Genomic DNA, 25,570 nt, shown 5'->3' with positions numbered 1-25,570 from the left:
TGTCCTCCCGCGCCCCGGCGGAGGCGTCCCGCGCGTCCGAAGTGGTGGGAACGGGAGCCTCCAGCCGCTCGTGGGTGCCGGCGGCCCCTCCGCCGACCGCGTCCGAAAGCCCCCGCCCGTCCCGGCCGCGTCCGCTCGACCGCCGGTCCTCGGCGCCCGGATCGCGCCCGGCGCGCATGGGTGGGCCCGCTCGCGGAAGGTGTCAGGTGTGAGGGATGTCTCCGTGGTGCCCGTCGAGCCCGTCGCGCCCCTGGTGCCGGCGGTCCGTGTCGGACGCCCCGTCCCAGCGCGCCCGGGCGAGGTCCACGCGCGGCAGGTGGCCTTCGGCGGAGCGGGCCGGTCCGCGCAGCGGGGTGCCCTCCTCGCGGTAGTGGGCGAGGGCGCGGAGCTCATGGCCGGGCAGCAGGGTGCCGTCCGCGCGGATCACACGCCACCAGGGGACGGCGCCCCCGTAGAGCGCCAGCACGCGGCCGACCTGGCGCGGGCCGCCCTCCTCCAGCCACTCGGCGATGTCGCCGTAGGTCATCACCCGCCCGGGCGGGATCAGCTCGACGACCTCCAGCACCCGCTCCGCGTACTCGGGCAGCTCCCCGCCGGGCGGCTCGTCGGCGCGGACGGGCCGGTCGCCGGCGGGTCGCTCCCGCCGCTCGTTCCGCGGCCGGCTCCGCGTCTCGTCCCGCGGACCCCTCCGGCCCCTGCTCTTCGGACTCCGGTCGTTGCTCTGCGGACTCATCCGAACCATCCTGCCGCACCCCACCGACACCACAGGCGACACCGGCCCCAAGCCGTCACCGTACGTGCGCCATCCGACCACAGGGCGTACGATCCGAATTTCACGCCCCCGAAATGCACCCTGATGCCCACCTCCGCAGCCCGGGCGTGCCACCATCTTCCGGGCGGTGACTGGTGATACGAGATCGAGAAGAGACGGCCGAGCAACAGGGTGCGCAGCCTCCGGAGGAGGCCCGCGCCCCTGACGCGCTGCCGCGCTCCGACACCCGGAAACCGGCCGAGGCGCTGGCTCCGCGCCTCCCCGGCGCGGGCGAACAGCGGCCCTCCACCGGGGACGCGGACCGCTCGCACGGCGCACCCGACGCAGGCGCCGACCGCCCCACGGGCGCCGGCCCGTCGTCCCCCGCCAACCGACCGGCCGACCCGGACCGACCGTCCCACCCGGACCGATCGTCCGGCCCCGAGCGACCGTCCGGCCCCGACCGGTCGTCCCGTGCCGACCACCCCGCGGGTGCCGGCTCCTCGTCCCCCGCGCGGCGCCCGACCGCCGCGGCGGACCCGCCCGAGGCGGACCCCGCCCCCGGCGCGGACCGTTCCTCCGGGGCGGGCAGGAGCGGCGACGGACCCGAGCCGCCCGGTGTGGACCGGGTCTCCGGGGACGAGCCGCTGCTGCCCGCGCGGGTGCACCGCCCCTCCGACCTGCTCCGGCTACTGCTCGGCATCCTCGGCATCGCGGCCGTCCTGGCCATCGCCGCCTTCGCCCACCGGACCACCCAGGGCCTGGAACAGGACATCGGCCAGAGCACCGACGACGCGCCCCGGCTGCTGATCGACTTCGCCGGCTTCTCGGCCAGCGTGGCGGTGCTCATTCTGCCGGTGGCCTTCGCCATCGAGCGGCTGATCAAACGGGACGGGCTGCGCATCGCGGACGGGGTGCTGGCCGCCGTGCTCGCGCACGGCGTCTCGCTCGCCACCGACCTGTGGGTGGCCGAGGGCGCCCCGCAGTCGATCCGTGAGGCGCTCACCCAGCAGTCGCCGGGCGGCACCCTCAGCGACCCGGTGCACGGCTATCTGGCGCCGGTCATCGCCTATATGACCGCGGTCGGCATGGCCCGCAGGCCACGCTGGCGCGTCGCCATGTGGTGCGTCCTGCTGCTGGACGCGTTCGCCGTCCTGGTCGGCGGCTACACCACCCCGTTCTCCATCATCATCACCGTCCTCATCGGCTGGACGGTGGCCTTCGGCACGCTCTACGCCGTCGGCTCGCCCAATGTGCGCCCCACCGGCCAGCACCTGCTGGCCGGGCTGCGGCGGGTCGGCTTCAACCCGGTCAGCGCGGCCCGCGCGGAGGACGTCCAACCCCCGGCCGGCCAGGCCGACGAACAGACCGGCGGAGCACGGGCGGGCACCGGCCAGCCGGCCGCCGCCAACCATGTGCCGCCCCCCGAGCGCGGCCGCCGCTACCTCGTCACCCTGGAGGACGGCCCGCCGCTCGACGTCACCGTCGTCGACCGCGAGCAGCAGGCGAAGGGCTTCTTCTGGCGGGTGTGGCAGCGGCTGGCGCTGCGCAGCATCACCCAGCCGCGCGGACTCCAGTCGCTGCGCGAGGCGCTCGAACAGGAGGCGCTGCTGGCGTACGCGGCCATCGCCGCCGGGGCCAACGCGCCCAAGCTGATCGCCACCTCCGAGCTGGGCCCTGACGCCGTCATGCTGGTGTACGAGCACACCGGCGGGCGCCCCCTGAACTCGCTGCCCGACGAGGCGGTCACCGACGAGCTGCTGGCCGGCGCCTGGCACCAGGTCAGGGCGCTGCACTCGCGGCGCATCGCGCACCGCAGGCTCGACGGGGAAGCCCTGATGGTGGATCGTTCCGGCACGGTGATGCTCACCGACCTGCGGGGCGGCGAGATCGCGGCGGGCGACCTGGTGCTGCGCATGGACATCGCGCAACTGCTGACCACGCTCGGGCTGCGGGTCGGCGCCGAGCGCTCGGTGGCCGCCGCGGTCGCCGTGCTCGGCCCGGACACCGTCGCCGACAGCCTGCCGCTTCTCCAGCCGCTGGCGCTCAACCGCTCCACCCGCGCGACGCTGCGGCAGCTCGCGCGGGAGCGCGCCGAGCGCGAGCGCGAGGCGGTGCTGGAGGCCTCACGCGCGGCCAAGGAGGCCAGAGAGGCCGAGAAGGCCGACCGCGTGGAGAAGGCGGCTCGCGCCGAGCAGGCCGAGGCGGCCGAGGGCGCCGGGCGAGCCGAGCGGGCGGAGCGGACCGAGAAGGCGGACCGCAAGGCGCTCAAGGCGGAGCGGCAGGCCGAGAAGGCCGAGCAGCAGGCCCAGAAGCGGGCCATAGACGAGGCGCTGGAGGAGGCGCGCGAGGAGGACCTGCTCTCCCAGATCCGGCAGCAGGTGCTGCTGATCCGTCCGCAGGCGCCCATAGAGCCGGTACGGCTGGAGCGCATCAAGCCGCGCACCCTGGTCAGCTTCGTGGCCGGCGCCTTCGCCGCGTACTTCCTGCTGTCCCAGTTCACCCACATCCAGCTGGGCACCGTGGTCGGCGGCGCCAACTACATCTGGGTGGTGATCGCGCTGCTCTTCTCCGCGCTCACCTATGTGGCCGCCGCGATCAGCCTGCTCGGCTTCGTCCCGGAGAAGGTGCCCTTCTGGCGCACCGTGCTGGCGCAGGTCGCCGCCTCGTTCGCCAAGCTGGTGGCGCCGGCCGCGGTGGGCGGCGTGGCGCTCAACGCCCGCTTCCTCCAGCGGGCCGGGGTGCGGCCGGGGCTGGCGGTGGCCAGCGTCGGCGCCTCGCAGCTGTTCGGCCTGGCCAGCCACATCATCCTGCTGATGACCTTCGGCTACATCACCGGCACCGAGCGCACCCCGGCGCTCTCCCCGTCCCGCACGGTGATCGCCGGGCTGCTGACGGCCGCGGTGCTGGCGCTGGTGGTGACCGCGATCCCGGCACTGCGGAAGTTCGTCGCCACCCGGGTGCGGTCGCTGTTCGCCGGCGTCGTGCCGCGCATGCTGGACGTGCTCCAGCGCCCGCAGAAGCTCTTCGCCGGCATCGGCGGGATGCTGCTGCTGACGGCCGCGTTCGTGATGTGCCTGGACGCCTCGGTCCGGGCGTTCGGCGGCGAGCTGAGCTACGCCAGCATCGCGGTCGTCTTCCTCGCGGGCAACGCCCTGGGGTCGGCGGCGCCCACCCCCGGCGGCGTCGGCGCGGTCGAGGCCGCGCTGATCACCGGTCTGACCTTCGCCGGGCTCCCCTACGAGACGGCGACGCCGGCGGTGTTCCTGTTCCGGCTCATGACCTTCTGGCTGCCGGTGCTGCCCGGCTGGCTGTCCTTCTCCCACCTCACCCGCAAGGAAGCGTTGTAGCGGCCCGCGCGGGCCGCCGTCGCCGCAACCGAGCGGCCCGCTGGTGCGTCCACCCCCTACGCCCCCCGTCTTCGACCCGACCAGCCCTGGTAAGGAAACATCCGACATGTCACGCTCCTCACGCACCATACGGACCAGGGCGCTGGTCTCCGCGAGCCTCGTGATCGCCCTCGCCACGCTCACCGGCTGCAACGGCGACGACGGCGACAAGGACAAGAAGGGGGCCGGCTCGGGCTCGGACACCCCGTCCTCCTCCGGGCTCCCGGCCTCGCTCACCGGCCAGAAGCCGGACTGGAAGAAGTGCGCCGCGCCCACCGCGTCGCAGGGCATCGGCGAGGCGCCGGGCAGCGACTGGGAGTGCGCCACGCTCAAGGCCCCGCTGGACTACGCCAAGCCCGACGGCGAGACCATCGACCTGGCGCTGATCCGCGCCAAGGCCACCGAGCCGAAGAAGCGCATCGGCTCGCTGGTCTTCAACTTCGGCGGCCCCGGCGGCTCCGGCGTCTCCTCGCTGCCCAGCTTCGCCCAGGACTACGAGAACCTGCGCTCCCGCTACGACCTCGTGAGCTTCGACCCGCGCGGTGTGGGCGAGAGCGCCGGAGTGACCTGCCTGAGCGACAAGGAGCTCGACGCCTCCCTCGAGATCGACGGCACCCCCGACGACGACGCCGAGCTCAAGACCGCCCTGGCCGAGCACGCCAAGTACGTCGCCGGCTGCAAGGAGAAGTCGGGCAAGGTACTGCCGTACGTGGACACCGTCAGCGCGGCCCGCGACATGGACCTGATGCGCGCGGTGCTCGGCGACAAGAAGCTGCACTACTTCGGCATCTCGTACGGCACCGAACTCGGCGGCGTCTACGCGCACCTGTTCCCGAAGAACGTGGGCCACGCCGTGCTGGACGCGGTCGTCGACCCGACCGAGGACCCGGTGTCGGGCGCCCTGGGTCAGGTCAAGGGCTTCCAGCTGGCGCTGGACAACTACATGAAGGACTGCGCCAAGAAGGGCAGGATGTGCCCGACCGGCAAGGGTGGCGCGGAGGGCAGCGAGAAGATCGCTTCGCTGCTCAAGGAGATCGACGCCAAGCCGCTGCCCACCCGGAGCGGCCGTGAGCTCACCGGCGACCAGGCGCTGAACGGGATCGCCGCCGCGCTCTACTCCGAGGAGGCGTGGGAGTTCCTGTCGATGGGCCTGACCGAGGCGTCGAAGCTGCGCCGGGGCGACATGCTCCAGCTGCTGTCCGACTCGATGACGGGCCGCCACGTCAGCGGCCGGTACAGCAACATCCAGGCCGCGAACACGGCCATCAACTGCGTGGACGACAAGCAGCGCTACACCGTCGAGGACGTGAAGGCGAAGCTGCCGGAGTTCCGCAAGGCCTCGCCGGTCTTCGGCGAGTTCCTCGCCTGGGGCATGCTGGGCTGCACCGACTGGCCGGCGGCGGGCACGACGGACGGCCCGGAGGTCTCCGCCAAGGGCTCGGCGCCCATCCTGGTCATCGGCAACACCGGTGACCCGGCCACCCCGTACGAGGGCGCGCGCAAGATGGCGCGGGAGCTGGGCGACGGCGTGGGCGTAGAACTCACCTTCAAGGGCGAGGGCCACGGCGCCTACAACAGCGGCAACGAGTGCATGACCAAGGTCGTCGACGGCTATCTGCTGGACGGGAAGGTGCCCGCGGAGGGCACCACCTGCTCCTGACGGGCCGATCGACCAACCGACCGAGGGCCGGCCCCCGTGTGGGGGCCGGCCCTCGGCGTTCGTCCTGTCGCCCCGGGCGCGTCGGCGCGTCCCGCGGGCCCGGTGCTAGTAGACCGGCTTCTCGGGCTCGATCTGGTGGACCCAGCCGATCACGCCGCCGCCGACGTGGACGGCGTCCGCGAAGCCCGCGGACTTCAGCACGGCCAGCACCTCGGCCGAGCGCACGCCGGTCTTGCAGTGCAGGACGATCTTCTTGTCCTGCGGCAGGTCCTGGAGGGCGGCGCCCATCAGGAACTCGTTCTTCGGGATCAGCCGGGCGCCCGGAATGGAGACGATCTCGTACTCGTTCGGCTCGCGGACATCGATGATGTCGATGTTCTCGCCGTCGTCGATCCACTCCTTGAGCTGCTTGGGAGTGATGGTGGAGCCGAGGGCGGCCTCCTGGGCCTCCTCGGAGACGACGCCGCAGAACGCCTCGTAGTCGATCAGCTCGGTGACGGTCGGGTTCGGGCCGCAGACCGCGCACTCCGGGTCCTTGCGGACCCTGACCTGGCGGTAGGTCATCTCCAGGGCGTCGTAGATCATCAGACGGCCGACCAGCGGCTCACCGGTGCCGGTGAGCACCTTGATGGCCTCGGTGACCTGGATCGAGCCGATGGAGGCGCACAGCACGCCCAGCACGCCGCCCTCGGCGCAGGAGGGCACCATGCCCGGCGGCGGGGGCTCCGGGTACAGGCAGCGGTAGCAGGGCCCGTGCTCGCTCCAGAAGACCGACGCCTGGCCGTCGAAGCGGTAGATCGAACCCCACACATACGGCTTGTTCAGCAGCACGCAGGCGTCGTTGACCAGATAGCGGGTGGCGAAGTTGTCGGTGCCGTCCACGATCAGGTCGTACTGGGAGAAGATCTCCATGACGTTGTCGGCTTCGAGCCGCTGCTCGTGCAGCACGACGTTCACATACGGGTTGATCCCCAGCACCGAGTCACGCGCGGACTCGGCCTTGGAGCGACCGATGTCCGACTGGCTGTGGATGATCTGCCGCTGCAGGTTCGACTCGTCGACCTCGTCGAACTCCACGATGCCCAGGGTGCCCACGCCGGCCGCGGCGAGGTACATCAGCGCGGGCGAGCCGAGACCGCCCGCGCCCACACACAGCACCTTGGCGTTCTTCAGCCGCTTCTGCCCGTCCATGCCCACATCGGGGATGATCAGGTGGCGGGAGTACCTGCGGACCTCGTCGACGGTGAGCTCGGCAGCCGGCTCGACCAGGGGTGGCAGCGACACGGGGACTCCGTAAGAGGTAGGAGCGTGTTTGTTCTCCTCGTAACACTGCCACGGCCCATCTCATTCCGAGACACCCGGTCCGACTCGCGAGACGATCTCGTCCCAGTAGCCGGGCAGCGCCTCCCAGGGATCGGCGGCCCCGGTGTCCTCGCCCGGCCGGGTGGTGTGATCGGTGAAGTAGATCGTGCCGGCGCCCTGCCAGCGGGCGATGCGCAGCGCCTGCTCCAGGTGTGCGCGCGGAACGCCGTGCACCAGGTGGCAGAAGCGCTCGGGAGCGTGTCGCGCGGTCCACTCCGCGGCCTGGGACCAGCGGTACTCGGCCCAGCGGCCGCGGAAGGTCACGAGCTGCTCGGCGAGGTCCGCGTACCCGGGGTGCGGATGCACGCCGTGGCCCAGCACGAGGTGGGCGCCGGACCGCAGGGCGCGCAGCGTCGTCGTCGTCCGGCGCACCCCGGTCAGGCCCGAGCGCTCCACCGGACAGCGGTCCAGATAGAAGCCGTCGACCCGGTACCAGTCGAGGAAGCGGTGCGCCTCCGCGACCAGTTCGCCGAACGGGCGGGCGCCGAACCGCAGGTCCAGGTGGCCGAGGAGGCACACGCCCGCACCCCGCAGCCGGCTCGCGGCGCTGAGGCAGTGCGGGTCGCGGCGCGCCCCCGGCCCCCGCGCGACGTTGAGCACGGCCCAGTGCAGCGGGGTGCCCGCGCGGGCGAGTTCGGCCCATTCGCGGGGGGCGACGAGGGGGTGGGCACAGCCGGGCACTCCGAATCCCAGGCGACCCGCGGCGGGTATCGGGGCGCGGCGCGGGCCGGTGGAGGTCAGATGCGACACGCCGCCTCCATCCAGATGTCGGCGAGCGACTCCTCCAGGTTGATCCGCGGCCGCCAGCCGAGCCGGTCCCGCGCGGTGCGCACGTCCGCCTGCTGCCAGACGCCGCAGCCGTCCGGGTAGGGGAACGCCGCCGTGGGCGGGGGCGTCGCGGCGCCCCCCTCGGCCGCCGCGCCGAGGCCGACGGCGGCCGGGACGTGCCCATGGGAGTGGCCGTGCCCGTGAGGGTGGCCATGCCCATGGAGGTGGCCGTGGACCGGCCCGTGGCCCGCGGCCGCGAGCTGCTGCGCGGTCGGCTGGTGCAGCGGGTTCCGGGACTGCGGCGGGGCGTCGACCTCGTGCAGCGCGCCGGCGAAGCCGGCCACCCGCGCGAGCACGGCGGCCGCCTCGCGCAGCCGCACCGCGCGCCCGGTACCGATGTTGACCACGCCCTGGGCGGCCGACAGCGAGGCGGCGTGCACCGCGCGGGCCACGTCCCGCACGTCCACGAAGTCCCGCTGCACTCCGAGGCCGCTCAGCTTCAGCTCGCTGTCTCCGCCCTGGATCGCCCGGCGCATCGCCTCCGCCAACCGGCCCAGCGGCGAGCCGGCGGGGGTGCCCGGGCCGACCGGTGAGAAGACCCGCAGCACGATCGCGTCCAGGCCGGAGCCCAGCACCAGCTCGGTCGCCGCCAGCTTGCTCACCCCGTACGGCCCCCCGGGGCGCGGCACGGCGTCCTCCGCCGTCGAGGAGCCGGGCTGTGCGGGTCCGTACTCGGAGGCGCAGCCGATCTGGACCAGCCGCGCGGCGCAGCCGCTGCGGCGCAGCGCCTCGCAGACGGTCGCCACGGCCACGGTGTTGTGCCGGGTCAGCTCGCGGGCGCCGCCGCGGGTCGCCCCGGCGCAGTTGATGACGACTCCGGGGTGGACGGCGTCCAGGAACCGGGTCAGCGCCCCGGGGCTGCCGGTGGACAGGTCGAAGCGGACGTCGGCCTCGTCGCCTCGGCCGAGCGCGGTGAGCTGGACGGACGGGTCGGCGAGCAGGTGGTCGGCGACATAGCGGCCCAGGTAGCCGTTGGCGCCGAGCAGCAGGACCCTCATCGGTCACGCTCCCGCCGTGGTGCGGGGTGGACGGTCATCTTCGTCGCTCTCCTCGTGGGTCGTGGGTCGGTCGTCGCCGGGACGGCGTGGCGGGGCGTGGAGAGCGGCGGCGTCCCGGAGAGGCGTTCGGCCGGCGGGCGTGGGAGCGTGGCCGGACCGCCGGAGGCGGCATGGCGGAGGTCCACCGCCGCAGGCCCGTTCCCCGCCACCCCCGTCGGCCCGCTCCCCGCCGGGCCCGCGGGCCCGGCGCCGTGACCGTCCGCGCCCGGCGCCCGCGGGCCGACATCGCCGCCCCGCGCGGCCCCCGCGTCGCCGCACCGGTCCCGCGAGAGCGGACGCGGCGCGCGCTCCCGCGGCGCGACGGCGGTCAGCGGGTCCGCGGCCCGCGTGAGGCCGACGCCGCCCGGCGCGCCGGGTGTGCGGCAGGTGTCCTCCAGCTCGCGCGGCGTGTGCTCGCAGCGGAGCGCGACGGGCGGCCCGCCGCGCCCGCGGGCGAGTTCGGCAAGGCCCTGGGGAACACTGGCGAGTTCGGCGAGGCCGTGGGGAACGCTGGCGAAACGGTCCGCCTGAGCCCGCTCGCCACCGGCTCCCCGCGCGGTTCCGGCCCCGAAGCCGGCCCGCTCGCCGCCCGTGTCCCCGACGCCCGTCCCGGCCGTCGCCCCCGCCGCGGTCACCGGCGCGATCACCGACGCCCGGACGTACTCGGCGAACCGGCGTCTCTCGCGCCGCCCGCACGCACCACGCGCCCCCCGTGCCCCGTGCACGCCGCCCGTGGGCCGGGCCGGCTCGCCCCCCGCGGGCGCGGTGCGCGCCACGCGTGCGGGGCCGGGGAGGCCGCTCCCTCCCGCATGGCCCCCGGTGTGTCGACGGGCACTCCGCGGCGACACGTGAACCTCGAGATCGTGCTGGTGAGGGCCCCGGAGGAGCCGGTCCCACCACGGCCCGGCCTCGCCGGACGCATACGGACAGCCGCCCTCCGTGAGCAGTGCCACGCGCACGAGCGCACCCCCGATCCTCCCCGGCCGTTCCTGTGGGAAGCCGCCGTGCGGCGGCGGGAGCACGTTATGCGCGCATGCCGGTGGTGCGGCGGACGGTTGTCCGTCGCACCACCGGAAGGGGTGAACACCCGTGACCTTCACCCCGCGCACGCGTTATTGCGCAACGCGCCGGAGGGCCCCGGAGTCAGTGCCTCCGCTACACCGCCGCCGGGGTTCGCTCAAGCAGCGGCACCGCGGCCAGCAGCCGCTGGGTGTACGGGTGTTGGGGATCGTCGTAGACCGCGTCGGCGGTCCCCTCCTCGACGATCCGTCCGGACCGCATCACGGCCACCCGGTCACTCACCTGGCGGACCACCGCGAGGTCGTGCGCGATGAACACCAGGGACAGGCCCAGGTCGCGCTGGAGCTCGCCCAGGAGCCGGACCACCTGCGCCTGGGTGGTGACGTCCAGCGCGGACACCGGCTCGTCGCAGACGATGAGCCTCGGCTCGGGCGCCAGCGCCCGCGCGATGCCCACCCGCTGCCGCTGCCCGCCACTGAACTCGTGCGGGTAGCGGTGGTACCAGGCGGGGTCGAGGCCGACCCGCTCCAGCAGCTCCCGCACGCGCGCGACCACCGCGGCGTCGTCCAGCCCGCCGGCCGCGCGCAGCGGGTCGGCGATGGACTCGCCGATGCTGCGGCGCGGGTTGAGCGAGGAGACGGGGTCCTGGAAGACCATCTGGAGCTCGCCGCGGAAGGGGCGCAGCGCGCGCTCGGGCAGCGTCCCGATGTCCTGCCCCCGGTAGCGCAGCGTGCCGGCGCTGGGCTCCAGGAGCCGTACCAGCATCCGCCCCAGCGTGGTCTTGCCCGAGCCGGACTCGCCGACGACGCCGAGCGTCTCGCCGGGCCGCACCGTCAGGGAGACCCCGTCCACGGCGGCGAACTCGGCCTTCCTCCTGCCGAAGACGCGTCGCAGGTCGACCGCCTCCACCAGCACGTCCTCGTCGGCGACCGCGGCACCCTCCGCCGGCCGGGCCCCCGCCGGGGCGACTGTCGCCGTGGCGGCTGTCGCCGTGGACACCGCCGACGTCGAGACCGCCGGCTTGGGGGCCGTCGCCCGCGCGGTCTCCCCCAGCCCACCGACCGCCCGCGCGGCGTCCACAACCGAGCCGCCCTCCCGCGCGGCGTCCACGCCCGAACCGCCCTCCCGCGCGGCGTCCACGCGCGGGATCGCGTTCAGCAGCGCGCGGGTGTAGGGCTCGGCGGGCGCGGCGAGCACCGCACCCACCGGGCCGTGCTCGACCGCCCGGCCGCCCCGCATGACCAGCAGCTCGTCGACGTTGCCGGAGGCGACCGCCAGGTCGTGGGTGACCAGGATCAGCCCCATGCCGGTCTCCGCCCGCAGCTCGCGCAGCAGGTCGAGGACCTGCGCCTGCACGGTGACGTCCAGCGCCGTGGTCGGCTCGTCGGCGATCAGCAGCCGGGGCCGCAGCGCCAGCGCCATGGCGATCAGGGCGCGCTGTCGCATGCCTCCGCTGAACTCGTGGGGGCGGGACCGCGCGCGGCGCGCCGCGTCCGGGATGCCGACGCGGTCCAGCACCTCCACCGCCCGCGCCCGCGCGGCGCGCCGTGAGGCATCGCGGTGGTGCACCCGGTAGACCTCGGCGATCTGGTCGCCGACGGCCAGGTACGGGTCGAGCGAGGAGAGCGGGTCCTGGAAGACCATGGCCGCCACTCCTCCGCGCACCCGGCGCAGCGCGGCGTCGTCGGCGGCGAGCACGTCGTGCCCGGCCACCCGCACCGCGCCGCCGACCCGCGCCCCGGTCCCCCGGTGCAGGTCGAGCAGCGCGTAGGCGACCGTGCTCTTGCCGGAGCCGGACTCGCCGACGATGCCCAGCGCCTGCCCGGCGCCCAACTCGAACGAGAGCCCGTCCACGGCCCGTACGTCCGCGCCCTCGGTGACCGGGAAGGCCACCGTGAGGTCCCGCACCCGCACCAGCGGATCGGTCATGTCAGGGCCACCCTTCGATCGGTGACGGCGTAGAGGATGTCCGCGACGATGTTGGCGAGCGCCACGGCGGCGCCGGTCACCAGCACCACGCCGACGATCACCGGCAGGTCGATCACCCGGACCGAGTGGACCAGCAGCTGCCCCAGGCCCGGCAGGCCGAACAGCGTCTCCGTCAGCACCGCGTTGCCGAAGATCGTTCCCAGGTCGAGCGCGCTGAGCGCGATGACCGGGGACAGCGCGCCGCGCAGCGCGTGTCGGCCGACGAGGGAGCGCTCGCGCACCCCGTACGCGCGGAACGTGCGGATGTGGTCCTCGGCCAGCGTCTCCAGCACCGCGCTGCGGGTCAGCCGGGCGTACTTGGCCGACTCGATGAGCGCCAGCGCGGTCCACGGCAGCAGCATGTTCCACGCCCACTGCTCGGGGTCCTCGGTCAGCGGCACATAGGACGGGAACGGCAGCCACCGCAGATAGGCGCAGAAGAGCATGAGCAGCAGCAGCCCGATGACGAAGACGGGGGTCGCGGTCCCGGCCAGCGTCAGCGAGGTCAGCACCCGGTCGGTGATCCCGCCCCGGCGCAGCGCCGAGACCAGCCCGGAGCCGACGCCCAGCAGCAGCCACAGCGCCATCGCTCCGAAGGCGAGCGAGGCGGTGACCGGCAGTCGCTGCGTGATCAGCTCGGTGACCTGCCGGTCGTTCTGGTACGAGAGGCCGAAGCAGGGCGCGTCGCAGTGCAGCACCGCGGTGCCGGTGGAGTAGTCGTGGCCGACGAACAGGCCCTGGAGGAAGTGCCAGTACTGCACGTACACCGGCTCGTCGAGGCCGAGCTGCTCGCGCACCTGGGCGATCTGCCGCGGGTCGCAGCGCGGGCCGCAGGCGAGCTTCGCCGGGTCGCCGGGGGCGAGGTAGAAGAACGCGTAGACGAGGACGGACAGCGCGAGGAGCACGAACAGCGCCCCGCCGATCCGCCGCAGCACATAGCCGGTCACGTCAGCTCCTTCTCGACTCCGGCCGCGGATCCGGTCGCCGCGCCGACGGGCGCCACGGTGGCCGCGGAGGCGGTGGCCGCGGAGGCGGCGGACACGGAAGCGGCGGAAACGGAAGCAGCCGACGCGGAAGCCGCGGACGCCGAAGCGCCGCCCGCGCGGTCCGCCTTCCGCTTCGCGCGCCCGGTGCCCACCCGCAGCCGCGAGGCCGCGCGCGGGTCGAGCGCCGCGCGCAGTCCGTCGCCCAGCACGGTGAAGGCGAGCACGGTGAGGAACAGCATCGAGGCCGGCAGCAGCACGTACACGGGGTCCGCGCGGAACCAGGTGGTCGCCGACGACAGCATCTGCCCCCAGGACGGGGTCGGCGGCTTGACGCCGACGCCCAGGAACGACATCGCGGCCTCCACGGTCATGTTGACCGGCACCAGCAGCGCCGCGTAGGTGATCACGGGCGCGGCGAGGGAGGGCAGCAGCTCGCGGCGGGCGACCCGCCATGGCCCCGAGCCGGCGAGCCGGGCGGCCGCCACGAAGTCGAGGTTCTTCAGTGCCAGCGTCTGCGCCCGCACCACGCGTGCGACGTTCACCCAGCCCAGCAGGCCGATGACGATCGCGATCAACAGCGGGCGGGGGAAGTCGGCAGGGGCGATCGCGGTCAGCGAGATGGCGATGACCAGCATCGGCAGCGAGACGAAGATGTCGCCGAGGCGGGTGAGCAGGGAGTCCGCCCACCGGCCGCCGAGCCCGGCGGCCAGCCCCAGCAGCAGCCCGAGCAGCACCTGCACCGCGGTGGCGCCGACGGCGACGGCCAGCGAGACCCGGGCGCCGTACAGCAGTCGGACGAACAGGTCGCGGCCGGTGCCCGGCTCGACGCCCAGCCAGTGGTCGGCGCTGACGCCACCGAAGGCGCCCAGCGGCACCCCGCCGCGCGCGGAGTCGACCAGGTCGTCGTGGTAGGCGTCCGGGTCCTGTCCTTCCAGGGCCGCCAGCAGCGGGGCGGCGAGGGCGAGCAGGAGCAGAAGCGTCAGCACGGCGGCGGCCGACACGGCGGACGGCCGGGCGCGCAGCCGCCGCCACACCTGTCGGGCGCCGGAGGCGGGGGCGGTCACGGCCCCCGCCTCGCGGGTGATGAGCGGATCCTTCATTACTTGACCGCGACCTGCGAGACATCGAGCACACCGGTCCAGTCGCTGACCACGATGTTCTTGACGTCCTTGCCGTAGAGGCGCTTGTAGACCGGGTGGAACAGCGGCACGGTCAGCGCCTGCTCACCGATCCTCTTGTCCAGCGCGCCCCACCGCTCGGCCGCCGCGTCCAGGTCGGTCAGCTTGTTGATCTCGTCGATCTCCTTGTTGACGGCCTTGTCGTTCAGGAAGGCGTGGTTGTAGTTGGAGCCGTCCTGGACGATCTGCCGGCCGTCGAAGACGGGCGCGATGAAGGGGCCGCCGGAGGGCCAGTCGGCACCCCAGTGGGCGAGGAAGAGACCCGGCTCGTCCTTGGCGCTGTGCACCTTCTGGTCGTACTCGTTGTCCTCCAGCCCCTGGAGCTTGACCGTGATCCCGGCCTTCTTCAGCCCGTCCTGGATGGCGGTGGCGATCTCCGGGCTGGTCTCGAAGTCCTTGTCGGTGGAGTGGGTGAGGGTGATGGTCAGCCCGTCCTCGTAACCGGCCTCCATCAGCAGCTCCTTCGCCTTCTCCGGGTCGCCCGCCTTGCCGGCCGGGAAGTGGTCGTACGGGGTGTGGCCGAAGGACTTCTGGTCGGGCAGGAAGGTGGTGGCGGGCTCGGCGAGCGAGGATCCGCCGGCGGCGTTGACGACGCTGGTGCGGTTGATCGCGTAGGAGATCGCCTGGCGCACCTTCGGGTCGTCGAAGGGCTTCACCTTCGGGTTGAAGGCGAGGTAGTTGGTGTAGCCGAAGTGTCCCGTGCCGACCCGGCCGGCCAGTTCCTTGTCGCCGCCGATCTGGGCCAGCTCGGCCGGGCCCAGATTGGTGTCGGTGGTGACGGCGGCCGCGTCCGCGCCACTGCCGGTGGAGAGCCGCTGGTTGATCACGGCGGAGTCCAGGCCGGACCGCACGTCGATCGTGTCCGGATAGGCGTGCCGCTCCTCGTCGGTCTTCTCGGACCAGTGCGGGTTGCGCTCCAGCACCAGGTGCTCGCCGTCTCCGGTGTTCTCGACGACCTTGTACGGGCCGGAGGAGACCGGGTGCTCCTCGTACGTGGTGCCGGTGTCCTTGGCCTTGGGCACCGGGGCGAACTGCGTCTGCGTGGCCAGGTAGGGGAACTCGCCCTCGGGCTTGCGCAGATGGAAGACGATGGTCTTCTCGTCGGGGGTCTCGATCGAGTCCAGGCCCTTCTTCTCCTTGTACGGGCCCTCGTAGGAGTCGCCGCCGACCAGCCAGTCGCGCAGGTAGGGGGCGCCGCCGGAGAGCTCGGCGGCGAAGGAGCGCTCGATGCCGTACTTGATGTCGGCGCTGGTGATCGCCGTCCCGTCCTCGTACTTCAGCCCGTCCTTCAGCGTGTACGTCCACACCGTGGCGTTCTTGCTGGGCTTGCCGAGGTCCGTGGCGAGGTCGGGCACGACCTTGGCGCCCGCCTCGCCGCCCTCGCGGTTGCGCGTGGTGAGGGTGCGGAAGACCAGCGAGGGAACGTTTCCGCCGCCGGAGGTGTACAGCCGCGCCGGGTCGAAGTCCTCCTGCGGCTGGGAGTTGAGGATGGTGAGCGTGCCGCCGCTCGAAGGTCTCCCCCCGCCACCGCTCTTGCTGTCGCCGTTCTTGTCCTCGGGGCCGCAGGCGGCGGCAGCGCCGACGAGGACGACGCTGACGGCGGTGGCGGCGACGCGGCGTGCGGTGACGGACAGACGAGACATGACGGTGGGGCCTTTCGCAGCAGGAAACGCCGACAGAAGGCGGTGTGATGGGCGCACGGGCGAAAGCGAGCGCGAGAGGACCGCCCCCGGCGGACGGGTGGGAACGCGCACGACGGCGCGGGGAACGCGGGGAGTTGGGCGGGTCTCAGCGACAGTCGATGTCGGCGACCGCGTGCGCGGCCACGCCGATCAGCGCCAGCTCAAAGGCGGCGATGTCGGAGGCGTGGCGGTGCGGCATGCGCAGAAGACTGAACGAATTCGCGACCCAAGGCAAAACCGTCTCGCTATCAGAGACATAACGTCTCGCGATGCGGTAAGCAACGGGGAGCGGCCCGCCGCGCCGCGGCCTCCGGGACGCCTCGGCGATGCGGTCCTCAGCCCGACATCCGGAGGGTGGACACCGCCATGGACGTTCGCCGGCGGCGCGAAGGCCGCCGGTCACACCCGACACACGGCTGTGACACGGCCATGGACACGGGGACACCGCTATGGACACGCCACGGACGACTCCGTGGCGTGTCAGGGACGGCCGGCGGTCACGCGAGACACCGGGTGGGCGGCGGGGCGAGCGCCCCGGAACCGGCCCGCGACCCGGCGGGGACGATCAGCCGGCGCCGGCGCCGGAGCCGGTTCCGCCCTCGCCCGCGGCTCCCTTGGGGAACGGCCAGGGGTTGGGTCGGCAGGTGGCGCCGTCCGTGGTCAGGAACTTGGTCTGCTGCATCATCACCGGCGCCAGCGCGCCGTCCTCGGCGCACGTCTCGTGGCCGTGCCCGAGCCGGTGCCCCACCTCGTGGTTGATCAGCATCTGGCGGTACGCGTGCATCGCGCGGTCGCCGAAGGTCTCCGCACCCTGGGCCCAACGGAAGGCATTGATCATGACGCGCTCGGTGGACGCCGAGTCGCAGGAGACGTTCTCCTGAGCGGTGTCCAGGTCCGACTTCGCGCACCACTTCGCGGTGGTCCCCGGGCTCGCCAGGGTGATCACGAAGTCGGCCCGGCCGGAGGAGACCCGCTCGAAGCCGCGTCTGCCGTCGTGGCTCCAACTGCGGTCGTCGTTCAGCGTCTTGTGCACGGCCTCCGCGAACAGCTCACCGTCCAGCGGCAGGCCCTTCTCGACGTCCACGCGGTAGCGCTTCACCTCGCCGCTGATCGCGCGCGGGGGCTTGTCGTGCCCGGCGACGGTCGTGAAGGAGCCGGACCCCCGCAGCTTGGGGTCGAGCGGATACGTCTTGGCCATCTTCTGGTCGTACGTCAGGGCGGCGGCGCGCACGGCCCCGTTCGGCGTGGCCCGCCCCTTGCCGCGCGAGGCGGTGTCGTCGGCGCCGCGCTCCACGTCCTGGCGGGTGCCGGTGTCGCCGGCGCCCTTCTTTCCATCGGCGACCTGCCCCGCCACCACGACCGCCAGCACCGTGGTCACGGCCGCGGCGGCCACTCCGGTGATCGCCCGGGCCTTGCCGCCCCGGCCGGCGGAGGTCGTCCCGCGGGCGCGCCCCGAGACGCCCGTGCCGGAACCGCCGCCCGCGCGGGCGGGCCCGGGAGTCCGCGACCCGTCCTCGGATATGCCTGATGCGCCGGGTATGGAGCCGGCGTCGCCGTGTCCCCCGCCGTGCGAGGCGGGGCCCCGGGTGTCCCAGGCCGGGGCGCCGGGGCCGTCGAACGCGTCCAGGTGCTCCCTGCGCGGCCCGGGAATCCGCACGCCGCCCTGCGGGGCGGTGGGGATCGGCGACTCTCCCAGCGCGCCCCAGCCGCCGCCCGGCTCACGCTGCTCGGGGTGGCCACCCCGCGCGGACGCGCCTCGCGGTGAGCGCGCCGTCCCGTGCGGCGGCGTGCCCCACTCGGCCCCGGCCGCGGGGCCCGCGGGGGAGGTGGCGGCGGGGGTGGATATGGAGGCGCCGGGGATCGCCGGGCCGCCCCGGGCCGCGTCGGCGGCTATGGAGGCGCCGCCGGGAGGGGGCCCGCCGGGAGCGAAGGCGTCCACGGGCAGGGCGTGGCCGCCGGCTTCCTGGACCGCGGCGTATCCGCCGGTGTCCTCGACCGTCGGATACCCCCCGGTGTCAGGCGTCGCGGCGTACCCGCCGGAGCCCTGGGGCGTCGCATACCCGCTGGGGTCGTAGCCCTCCGGGTAGCCGACGGCGTCGTATCCGCCGGAGCCGTAGGCGGCGGGCGACCGGCCCGCGTCGTACCCGAGGGGGTAACCACCGGACTCGTACTCGCCGGTGTCGTACTCCCGGATGCCGTACGCCGCGTCGTACCCCCCGGTGTCGTATCCGGCGGGCGATCCCGCGTCGGGATCGCCGGACCCCTCGCGGCCGTCGCGTCCCTCCCGGCTGCCACGTGCGCTGTGTTTACCCACGTGCCGCACCGCTCCCGTCACGTTCCTCGGCCATGTCGTCCATTTCCGCGCCGGCGCCGGCGCCGCCCCCGCCGACCTCATCGAGCAGCCCGATGACCGCCCGCGCGACCTCTTCGGGGTACTCCATCATCGCGACATGCCCCGCGTCGACCAGGGTCAGCAGCCGGGAGTCCCGGAACGCGGCGCTCGCGCGGTGCGCCATACGGTGCCCGACCAGCCGGTCCCGCAGACCATAGACCAGCAGCGTGGGCGCCAGCACCCGCTCCGCCTGGCGCCACAGGGAGTGCTGGCCGCCCAGGGTGTAGGCGTCCACGACGCCCCGCGCGGAGCGCGCCATCGCGTCCCAGAAGTAGGGGAGCTCGGCCCGGCGCTCCTGCTCGGCCACGGCCGCGGCGAGCGCCTCCGGACTCACTCGGGAGGGGTCGCCGTAACAGAGCGCGAGCACCTCACGGGTGCGCCGCTCCACGGTCCAGTCCTGCGTCGCCCGGACGAAGAGCCGCGCGGCACCGGGGAGCGCCAGCAGGGCGGTGGGCCAGGCGGTGCGCTGGGCGCGCAGCTCGGGCAGGGCCGGGGAGATGAGGGTGAGGGTGCTCACCAGGTCGGGCCGGACCGCGGCGACGCGGGTGACGATCGCGCCGCCCATGGAGTTGCCGAAGAGGTGCACCGGGCCCCGCTGGCTCGCGTCCAGGTAGCGGATGACGGCCCGGGCGTGACCGGTGAGGGAGTAGTCGCCGTCGTCCGGCGGCGGGGAGTCGCCGAAGCCGGGCAGATCGAGAGCCTCGGAGTCGACGCGGTCCGCGAGCAGCTCCATCAACGCGGACCAGTTGAGAGAGGAGCCGCCGAGGCCGTGCACGTACAGCGCCGGCGGCAGGCCCGCGCGGGACGGCGGGCGAGACCGCACGGAGAGCGTCAGCCCAGGCAGACTCGCGGTCCGCAGCGCCTCCCCCGCTCCGACCCGCACGGCCCGCACGGGCGGCACCACGGGCACTACGGTGCCGGCATCCGGCGACTCTGTCGAAGACATGCGGCAATGTTACGAGACGATCACGTAGGCGATTGTGTGTTCGCCGTCACAGACCGCATAGCGTCTGGAACCGACCTCTCCTAGGCTCGTAGACATAAGTGCGACCGCACCCGCAATCCGCCGAGAGGCCGGTGCCCATGCCAGTCGACCCGAACGAACCCGAGAGCTTCGAGGATGAGGCGGACGCCACCCCGATCGACGTCGAGGCCCCCGAGGCCGACGCCGCGGAGCAGCAGGCCGACCTCTCCCCACACCGCGACGATCCGCTGATCGGCGTCGACCGGGAGTCGGCGAACGACGCCGACCGCGCCGAGCAGGCCCGCGTCGTCGAGCTCAACGAGGACGAGTACCGATGACCTGCACCTTTTGTCGGCTTCCTACAGAGTCCGATCCGTGAAATTCTCCGCACGGACCGCGCGCGTCCCAGTTACCCAAAAGTACGATGGCGTGCGCGGTGCACACCGCGCATGAACAATCCATGGGAGGCGGCGTGACAGCCATCGAGCAGACCGAGGTGCGCGCACGAGGCACGCGCCTTCCGCGCCGAGCCCGACGCAATCAACTCCTGGGTGCGGCCCAGGAGGTCTTCGTGGCCCAGGGCTACCACGCGGCGGCGATGGACGACATCGCCGAGCGCGCGGGCGTCAGCAAGCCCGTGCTCTACCAGCACTTCCCCGGCAAGCTGGACCTCTACCTGGCCCTGCTGGACCGGCACTGCGACGCGCTGCTCCAGGCGGTGCGCACGGCGTTGGCGTCCACCTCGGAGAACAAGCTGCGCGTCGCCGCGACGATGGACGCCTACTTCGCGTACGTCGAGGACGAGGGCGGCGCCTTCCGCCTGGTCTTCGAGTCCGACCTGACCAACGAGCCGGCGGTGCGCGAGCGCGTGGACCGCGTCTCGATGGAGTGCGCCGAGGCCATCAGCCAGGTCATCGCCGAGGACACCGGGCTCTCCAAGGACGAGTCGATGCTCCTCGCCGTCGGCCTGGGCGGCGTGTCCCAGGTCGTGGCGCGCTACTGGCTCTCCAGCGAGAGCACGGTGCCGCGCGAGACGGCGGTTCAGCTGCTCACCTCGCTGGCCTGGCGGGGCATCGCCGGCTTCCCGCTGCACGGCAACGAGGCCGCGGAGCGCTGACCCGCCACCGGTGACGTCATAACGCCACCCCGCCCGTGGACCACCGTGCGCCGCGGAACGGCGGGGGCGGACGCGGGGGTGGCGGACGCGGGGGTGGCGGACGCGCGGGACGCTCCGGCCCGCATCGGATCGCGTGTTCGCTGCGGGCGTGCGCCCAAGCGGCTCGGCTGATCCCCACGCCGGGCTAATGTGTGCTCCGTACGGCGCGGTAGGCCGCGCACCTCAACTGACCGTCGGAGGGACATAGCCGTGGAGGTCAAGATCGGCGTGCAGCACGCGCCCCGCGAGATCACCCTGGAGAGCGCGCAGTCTGCCGAGGAGGTCGAGCGCGCGGTGTCCGACGCGCTCTCCGGCAAGGCGCAGCTGCTGAGCCTGGTGGACGACCACGGCCGCAAGGTCCTGGTCCCGGCCGACCGCCTCGCGTATGTCGAGATCGGCGAGCCGACCGCCCGCAAGGTCGGTTTCAGCGCGCTCTGAGCGTCGGCCCGCACGGGCCGGAACGGCGGCGGGGTCCGGTGTACGCACACCGGACCCCGCCGCCGTTTGTGCAGATCGTGTGTGCGCCCAGGGTTGCCCGCCGCGGACCGCGGGTAAGACCTGCCACGACCGGGCGCTCCTGGCGCCCGGCGGCACTCCGGTCAGCTCTGGTCCACGGGAGGGACGCGCCATGATCCTGGTCTGGGAAGCGCTCGGCTCGGTCGTCATCGGCCTCGCCCTGGCGTACGCGGCGCTGCGCCGGCTGCCCCGGCGGCTTCCTCCCCGATCCCTGGTGCTCTCCACCGGCCCGGTGGCCGCCCTGCTCGGCGCGCTGCTCACCCACGCCGTGCTCGGCCCCGGCCACACGCTCGCGACCCTGATCGCGGCCTTCGGCATGACCGCCGCCATGCTCTCGGTGCTCATCCGCACCGATCCGCGCCTTCGCCGATCAGCCACGGCGTGACCCCTCGGGCCCGTGCGGCCCGAGGGACACCTGAGGGCGGTGCGGCGGGCGGTCCGGCCGGCGACCCTAGGCCGCCAGCCCCAGCGCGGCCATCCGCTTGGTGTGGGCCTCGGTGATCCGCGAGAACATCCGGCCGACCTCCGCGAGGTCGAACCCGTCCGCCACACCGCCCACGAGCATCGTCGACAGCGCGTCGCGGTCCGCGACCACCCGCTGGGCCTGCGACAGAGCCTCCCCCATCAGTCGCCGCGCCCACAGCGCCAGCCGCCCGCCGACCCGCGGCTCCGCCTCGATCGCGGCCCGCACCTTCTCCACGGCGAAGCTCGCGTGGCCGGTGTCGTCCAGCACGCTCAGCACCAGCGCGCGGGTGTCGGCGTCCAGCCGTACCGCCACCTCGCGGTAGAAGTCGCTGGCGATCGAGTCGCCGACGTACGCCTTGACCAGGCCCTCCAGCCAGTCGGAGGGGGCGGTCTGGCGGTGGAACTCGTCCAGCGCCGCCGCGAAGGGCTGCATGGCCTCTGTCGGCTCCTCGCCGATCGCGGCCAGCCGGTCCCGCAGCTGCTCGAAGTGGTGGAACTCGGCGGAGGCCATCTTCGCCAGCTCGGCCTTGTCGTCCAGCGTCGGCGCCAGCTTGGCGTCCTCCGCCAGCCGCTCGAAGGCGGCCAGCTCGCCGTAGGTCAGGGCACCGAGCAGGTCCACCACGGCGGCCCGGTACTGCGGGTCGGCGGAAGCCTGCGCCCAGTCCTGGGCGGCGATGCCGGTGGCGGTGGGCTGCCCGGCGTCGGCGGACTTCCCGGCGTCGGCGGTGGTGTTCTCTGGCTTGTCAGGCGTCTCCATACGGCGCACAATAGCCCGCTGGTCGCCGCTGGGAAGGGCCTGGTCAGCCAGCACCCTCCTCCTCTCACGTTCGGCTGCCCGGTCACACATGGGCGTTTCCGGGGTACAGTGGTATAGAGCCCGTCGAGTATCGGCGGGTCGTTCCACGAATGCGGATGCCCGGTCGGTGGCCCGATCGGCTCCAAACCGACCGCCTTCCGCGCGCGCATCGACTGCATGCGCGTAGGAAGGACCCGCTCGTGGCGTGAGTGCTGGAGCGAAGGCAGTGGTCCCGCGCCGACATCGGCCGCCACTTCGCGCGGCCGGCCCACCTGGGCGCGGTGCGACCCCTTTCGCCGCCTCACGCCGCGTCTCACAGAAGAGGCAAACATCCTGACTACTTTCCGAGACCTCGGGATTCTCCCCGAGACCGCCGAGGCCCTGGAAGCCGTCGGCATCACGTCCCCGTTCCCCATTCAGGAGATGACCCTTCCGGTCGCCCTCTCCGGCTCCGACGTCATCGGCCAGGCCAAGACCGGCACCGGCAAGACGCTGGGCTTCGGCCTCCCGCTGCTGGAGCGCGTCACCGTCCCCGCGGACGTCGAGGCGGGTCGGGCCAAGCCCGAGCAGCTGACCGACACCCCGCAGGCGCTCGTGGTCGTCCCCACCCGCGAGCTGTGCCAGCAGGTCACCAACGACCTGCTCACCGCCGGCAAGGTGCGTAACGTCCGGGTCCTCTCGATCTACGGCGGCCGCGCGTACGAGCCCCAGGTCGAGGCCCTCAAGAAGGGCGTCGACGTGGTCGTCGGCACCCCCGGGCGACTGCTCGACCTCGCCGGGCAGAAGAAGCTGACGCTCTCCTCCGTCAAGGCCCTCGTCCTCGACGAGGCCGACGAGATGCTCGACCTGGGCTTCCTGCCCGACGTCGAGAAGATCATCCAGCTGCTGCCGGCCAAGCGGCAGACCATGCTGTTCTCGGCGACCATGCCGGGCCAGGTCATCTCGCTGGCGCGGCGCTACATGTCGCAGCCCACTCACATCCGCGCCACCGCGCCGGACGACGAGGGCGCGACCGTGGCCAACATCACCCAGCATGTCTTCCGGGCACACTCGCTCGACAAGCCGGAGATGGTCGCCCGCATGCTCCAGGCCGATGGCCGCGGGCTGGCGATGATCTTCTGCCGTACCAAGCGCACCGCCGCCGACATCGCCGAGCAGCTGACCCGTCGCGGCTTCGCCGCCGGCGCGGTCCACGGCGACCTCGGCCAGGGCGCCCGCGAGCAGGCGCTGCGCGCCTTCCGCAACGGCAAGGTCGACGTGCTGGTGTGCACCGACGTCGCCGCGCGCGGCATCGACGTCGAGGGTGTGACGCACGTCATCAACTACCAGTCGCCCGAGGAAGAGAAGACGTACCTGCACCGCATCGGCCGCACCGGGCGCGCGGGCGCGTCGGGTACCGCCGTCACGCTGGTCGACTGGGACGACATCCCGCGCTGGCAGCTGATCAACAAGGCGCTGGAGCTCTCCTTCCACGAGCCGGAGGAGACCTACTCCACCTCGCCGCACCTGTACGAGCTGCTGAACATCCCCGAGGGCACCAAGGGCATCCTGCCGCGCGCCGATCGCACCCGCGCCGGGCTGGCCGCCGAGGAGATCGAGGACCTCGGCGAGACCGGCGGCCGCGGAGGCCGCGGCCGTGGTGGCCGTGCGGAATCGTCGTCCAGCGAGGAGCGCCCCAAGCGGACCCGCACCCCGCGCCAGCGGCGTCGCACCCGCGGCGGCGTGGACCTCGACGCGACCGCGACCGGCGCGGAGGCCGCGCAGACCGCCGTCGACACCGCCGAGGGGACCACGGCGGCCGGCGACACCGTCGATGTGCCTCGTCAGCCCCGCCGTCGGCGCCGCACCCGTACCGGTGCGGGCAGGGCGACCACGGAGACCGTGGCCGTCGAGGCTCCCGCCGCCGCGCCGGCCGCCGAGGCCGTCGTCGCCACCGCGGAGGGCCCGGCCGAGGTGATCGCGGAGGCCGGCACGGCCGCCGAGGCCGCCCCCGCCAAGCCCCGCCGCCGCCGTACGCGCGCCGCCGCGGCGACCCCGGCGGAGGCTCCCGCGGCCGCCCGGTGGAGACGGTGGAGGCGCCCGCCGAGGCCGCCGAGGCCCCGGCCAAGCCGCGCCGCCGCACCCGCGCCAAGGCCACCGCCGCGGAGGCCGCCGAGGTCGCCGTGGAGACCGCCGAGGGCAGCACCGAGGCCACCGAGGCCCCGGCCAAGCCCCGTCGCCGCACCACCCGCGCCAAGGCCACCGCCGCGGAGGCCGCCCCGGCGGAGGCCGCGTCCGAGGAGGCCAAGCCGGTGCGCCGGCGACGGACGACGCGCGCCGCGGCAGCGTCGGCCGAGTCGACGGCGAACGCCGAGAGCTGACGCCGGCACAGCGCCCGGAGGAAGGGCCCGATCCGCGATGCGGGTCGGGCCCTTCCGCGTGCCGCCCCCAACCGTCGGGACACGCCCGCCGGACAGGCCCTACCCTCGGGGCCATGAGCACACCGCCCACCCTCACGCTCCCTCCGTGCGCCGGCGCCTACCGGCTGGAGACGGCGCGCGGATCGTTCGCCGTGCACGACGCGCGCCCCGTCCCGGAGGCCGGGCCGGTGCGCGGCACGGCGCTGCTGGTGCCCGGCTTCACCGGGAGCAAAGAGGACTTCATCGCGCTCCTGGAGCCGCTGGCCGCCGCGGGCTTCCGCGCGGTCGCGGTCGACGGGCGCGGCCAGCACGAGAGCGGCGGCCCGCGGGACGAGGCCGCGTACGCACAGGACGAGCTGGCCCAGGACGTCCTGGCGCAGGCCGCCGCGCTCGGCGGCGGTCGGGTGCATGTGCTGGGGCACTCGCTGGGCGGGCTGATCGTGCGCGCCGCCGTGCTGCGCGACCCCGCCCCGTTCGCCTCGGTCACGCTGATGAGCTCGGGGCCGGCCGCCATCTCCACCCCGCAGCAGGCCCGCACGAAGCTGCTGCTGGACGCGCTCGCCGTACTCGACATGGAGTCGGTCTGGCAGGCGATGCGGGAACTCGACCCGCCGGAGGCGGCCGAGTCGGGCACGCCCGCGGACATCCGGGAGTTCCTGCACCGCCGCTGGCTGGGCACCGTGCCCGAGCAACTGATTGCCACCGGGCGGCAGTTGGTGTCCGAGCCGGATCGGGTGGCGGAGCTGGCGGAGACGCCGCCGCCCAAACACGTGCTCTCCGGAGAGGCCGACTACGCCTGGCCGGTGCCGCTGATGGACGCGATGGCCGAGCGGCTGGCGGCGCACCGCACGGTGATCGCGGGTGCGGATCACTCCCCCAACGCGGAGCGGCCGCGCGACACGGCCCAGGCGCTGTCCCGCTTCTGGCAGGGTGTCAGCGTGGACGGTTGATCCGTCGACGGCGGCGCCCCGCGGCCGTCGACGACCGTGACGTCGCACGGCCGGGACCCGCTCCGGCCCAC

Annotated in this window: 19 protein-coding genes and 1 pseudogene; 8 read left to right on the top strand and 12 right to left on the bottom strand. The window is 73.8% G+C overall.

What is annotated here, in order from left to right; all coding sequences use genetic code 11:
- Positions 1 to 202 precede the first annotated feature (202 nt).
- The gene (locus tag CD790_RS03125; protein ID WP_313956472.1) at positions 203 to 586 is read right to left on the bottom strand and encodes an MGMT family protein; all 384 of its coding nucleotides are present in this window, start codon (positions 584 to 586) and stop codon (positions 203 to 205) included.
- 320 nt (positions 587 to 906) lie between these two features.
- Here CD790_RS03125 and CD790_RS03120 point away from each other — a divergent pair, with 320 nt between their 5' ends.
- Together CD790_RS03120 and CD790_RS03115 are read left to right on the top strand one after the other, a co-directional pair.
- The gene (locus CD790_RS03120) at positions 907 to 4,101 is read left to right on the top strand and encodes a lysylphosphatidylglycerol synthase transmembrane domain-containing protein (RefSeq protein ID WP_144381392.1); all 3,195 of its coding nucleotides are present in this window, start codon (positions 907 to 909) and stop codon (positions 4,099 to 4,101) included.
- Positions 4,102 to 4,207: 106 nt separating this feature from the next.
- Positions 4,208 to 5,800: an alpha/beta hydrolase gene (locus CD790_RS03115; protein ID WP_144381391.1), complete on the top strand. Its 1,593-nt coding sequence runs from the start codon at positions 4,208 to 4,210 to the stop codon at positions 5,798 to 5,800.
- Between the two features lie 105 nt (positions 5,801 to 5,905).
- Here the strand turns inward: CD790_RS03115 and moeZ are convergent, their stop codons facing one another.
- From moeZ to CD790_RS03070, 10 genes are all read right to left on the bottom strand, one after another.
- Positions 5,906 to 7,084 (bottom strand): adenylyltransferase/sulfurtransferase MoeZ, encoded by a 1,179-nt coding sequence (moeZ, locus tag CD790_RS03110; RefSeq protein ID WP_144381390.1) that lies wholly within the window; start codon positions 7,082 to 7,084, stop codon positions 5,906 to 5,908.
- Positions 7,085 to 7,144: 60 nt separating this feature from the next.
- Positions 7,145 to 7,912 (bottom strand): spherulation-specific family 4 protein, encoded by a 768-nt coding sequence (locus tag CD790_RS03105; RefSeq protein WP_186318847.1) that lies wholly within the window; start codon positions 7,910 to 7,912, stop codon positions 7,145 to 7,147.
- Positions 7,900 to 8,988, bottom strand: coding sequence for an NAD-dependent epimerase/dehydratase family protein (locus CD790_RS03100; RefSeq protein WP_144381389.1), 1,089 nt, complete (start codon positions 8,986 to 8,988; stop codon positions 7,900 to 7,902). The genes CD790_RS03105 and CD790_RS03100 overlap by 13 nt, the downstream gene beginning before the upstream one ends.
- A 1,194-nt stretch (positions 8,989 to 10,182) precedes the next feature.
- A complete protein-coding gene (locus tag CD790_RS03095; protein ID WP_144381388.1) occupies positions 10,183 to 11,976 on the bottom strand; it encodes an ABC transporter ATP-binding protein in 1,794 nt (597 codons plus the stop codon).
- Positions 11,973 to 12,962: an ABC transporter permease gene (locus tag CD790_RS03090; RefSeq protein WP_144381387.1), complete on the bottom strand. Its 990-nt coding sequence runs from the start codon at positions 12,960 to 12,962 to the stop codon at positions 11,973 to 11,975. Before CD790_RS03090 ends, CD790_RS03095 begins: the two co-directional genes overlap by 4 nt.
- Positions 12,959 to 14,101: an ABC transporter permease gene (locus CD790_RS03085; RefSeq protein WP_144381386.1), complete on the bottom strand. Its 1,143-nt coding sequence runs from the start codon at positions 14,099 to 14,101 to the stop codon at positions 12,959 to 12,961. The genes CD790_RS03090 and CD790_RS03085 overlap by 4 nt, the downstream gene beginning before the upstream one ends.
- Complete coding sequence (locus tag CD790_RS03080; protein ID WP_144381385.1) at positions 14,101 to 15,822, bottom strand: ABC transporter substrate-binding protein; 1,722 nt, start codon at positions 15,820 to 15,822, stop codon at positions 14,101 to 14,103. The genes CD790_RS03085 and CD790_RS03080 overlap by 1 nt, the downstream gene beginning before the upstream one ends.
- Positions 15,823 to 15,967: 145 nt before the next feature.
- On the bottom strand, positions 15,968 to 16,060 hold the full coding sequence (locus CD790_RS36575) for an Ms4533A family Cys-rich leader peptide (RefSeq protein WP_313956456.1): 93 nt from the start codon (positions 16,058 to 16,060) through the stop codon (positions 15,968 to 15,970).
- A 366-nt stretch (positions 16,061 to 16,426) separates the two neighbouring features.
- On the bottom strand, positions 16,427 to 18,175 hold the full coding sequence (locus CD790_RS03075) for a DUF3152 domain-containing protein (protein ID WP_260867291.1): 1,749 nt from the start codon (positions 18,173 to 18,175) through the stop codon (positions 16,427 to 16,429).
- On the bottom strand, positions 18,168 to 19,199 hold the full coding sequence (locus CD790_RS03070; protein WP_144381384.1) for an alpha/beta fold hydrolase: 1,032 nt from the start codon (positions 19,197 to 19,199) through the stop codon (positions 18,168 to 18,170). Before CD790_RS03070 ends, CD790_RS03075 begins: the two co-directional genes overlap by 8 nt.
- Positions 19,200 to 19,336: 137 nt before the next feature.
- Here CD790_RS03070 and CD790_RS03065 point away from each other — a divergent pair, with 137 nt between their 5' ends.
- From CD790_RS03065 to CD790_RS03050, 4 genes are all read left to right on the top strand, one after another.
- Positions 19,337 to 19,555, top strand: a complete 219-nt coding sequence (locus CD790_RS03065) for a hypothetical protein (RefSeq protein ID WP_144381383.1) — start codon at positions 19,337 to 19,339, stop codon at positions 19,553 to 19,555.
- Between the two features lie 134 nt (positions 19,556 to 19,689).
- Complete coding sequence (locus CD790_RS03060; protein ID WP_144381382.1) at positions 19,690 to 20,334, top strand: TetR/AcrR family transcriptional regulator; 645 nt, start codon at positions 19,690 to 19,692, stop codon at positions 20,332 to 20,334.
- 249 nt (positions 20,335 to 20,583) lie between these two features.
- The gene (locus tag CD790_RS03055) at positions 20,584 to 20,811 is read left to right on the top strand and encodes a DUF3107 domain-containing protein (protein ID WP_186318846.1); all 228 of its coding nucleotides are present in this window, start codon (positions 20,584 to 20,586) and stop codon (positions 20,809 to 20,811) included.
- A 190-nt stretch (positions 20,812 to 21,001) separates the two neighbouring features.
- Positions 21,002 to 21,274, top strand: coding sequence for a hypothetical protein (locus tag CD790_RS03050; protein WP_313956455.1), 273 nt, complete (start codon positions 21,002 to 21,004; stop codon positions 21,272 to 21,274).
- 66 nt (positions 21,275 to 21,340) lie between these two features.
- Here the strand turns inward: CD790_RS03050 and CD790_RS03045 are convergent, their stop codons facing one another.
- Positions 21,341 to 22,111 carry a ferritin-like fold-containing protein gene (locus CD790_RS03045; protein WP_144381381.1) on the bottom strand — a complete coding sequence of 257 codons (771 nt, stop codon included), beginning with the start codon at positions 22,109 to 22,111 and terminating at the stop codon, positions 21,341 to 21,343.
- Positions 22,112 to 22,573: 462 nt separating this feature from the next.
- Between CD790_RS03045 and CD790_RS03040 the strand changes: the two are divergent.
- Together CD790_RS03040 and CD790_RS03035 are read left to right on the top strand one after the other, a co-directional pair.
- Positions 22,574 to 24,495 (top strand): annotated as a pseudogene (locus CD790_RS03040) (DEAD/DEAH box helicase); the annotation flags it as partial.
- 128 nt (positions 24,496 to 24,623) lie between these two features.
- Positions 24,624 to 25,499 (top strand): alpha/beta fold hydrolase, encoded by an 876-nt coding sequence (locus tag CD790_RS03035; RefSeq protein ID WP_144381380.1) that lies wholly within the window; start codon positions 24,624 to 24,626, stop codon positions 25,497 to 25,499.
- Positions 25,500 to 25,570: the final 71 nt, after the last annotated feature.

This window comes from Streptomyces sp. SAJ15 (assembly GCF_007595705.1).
Taxonomy (GTDB): Bacteria; Actinomycetota; Actinomycetes; order Streptomycetales; family Streptomycetaceae; genus Streptomyces.
This window is presented reverse-complemented; position numbering and strand designations above follow the sequence as displayed.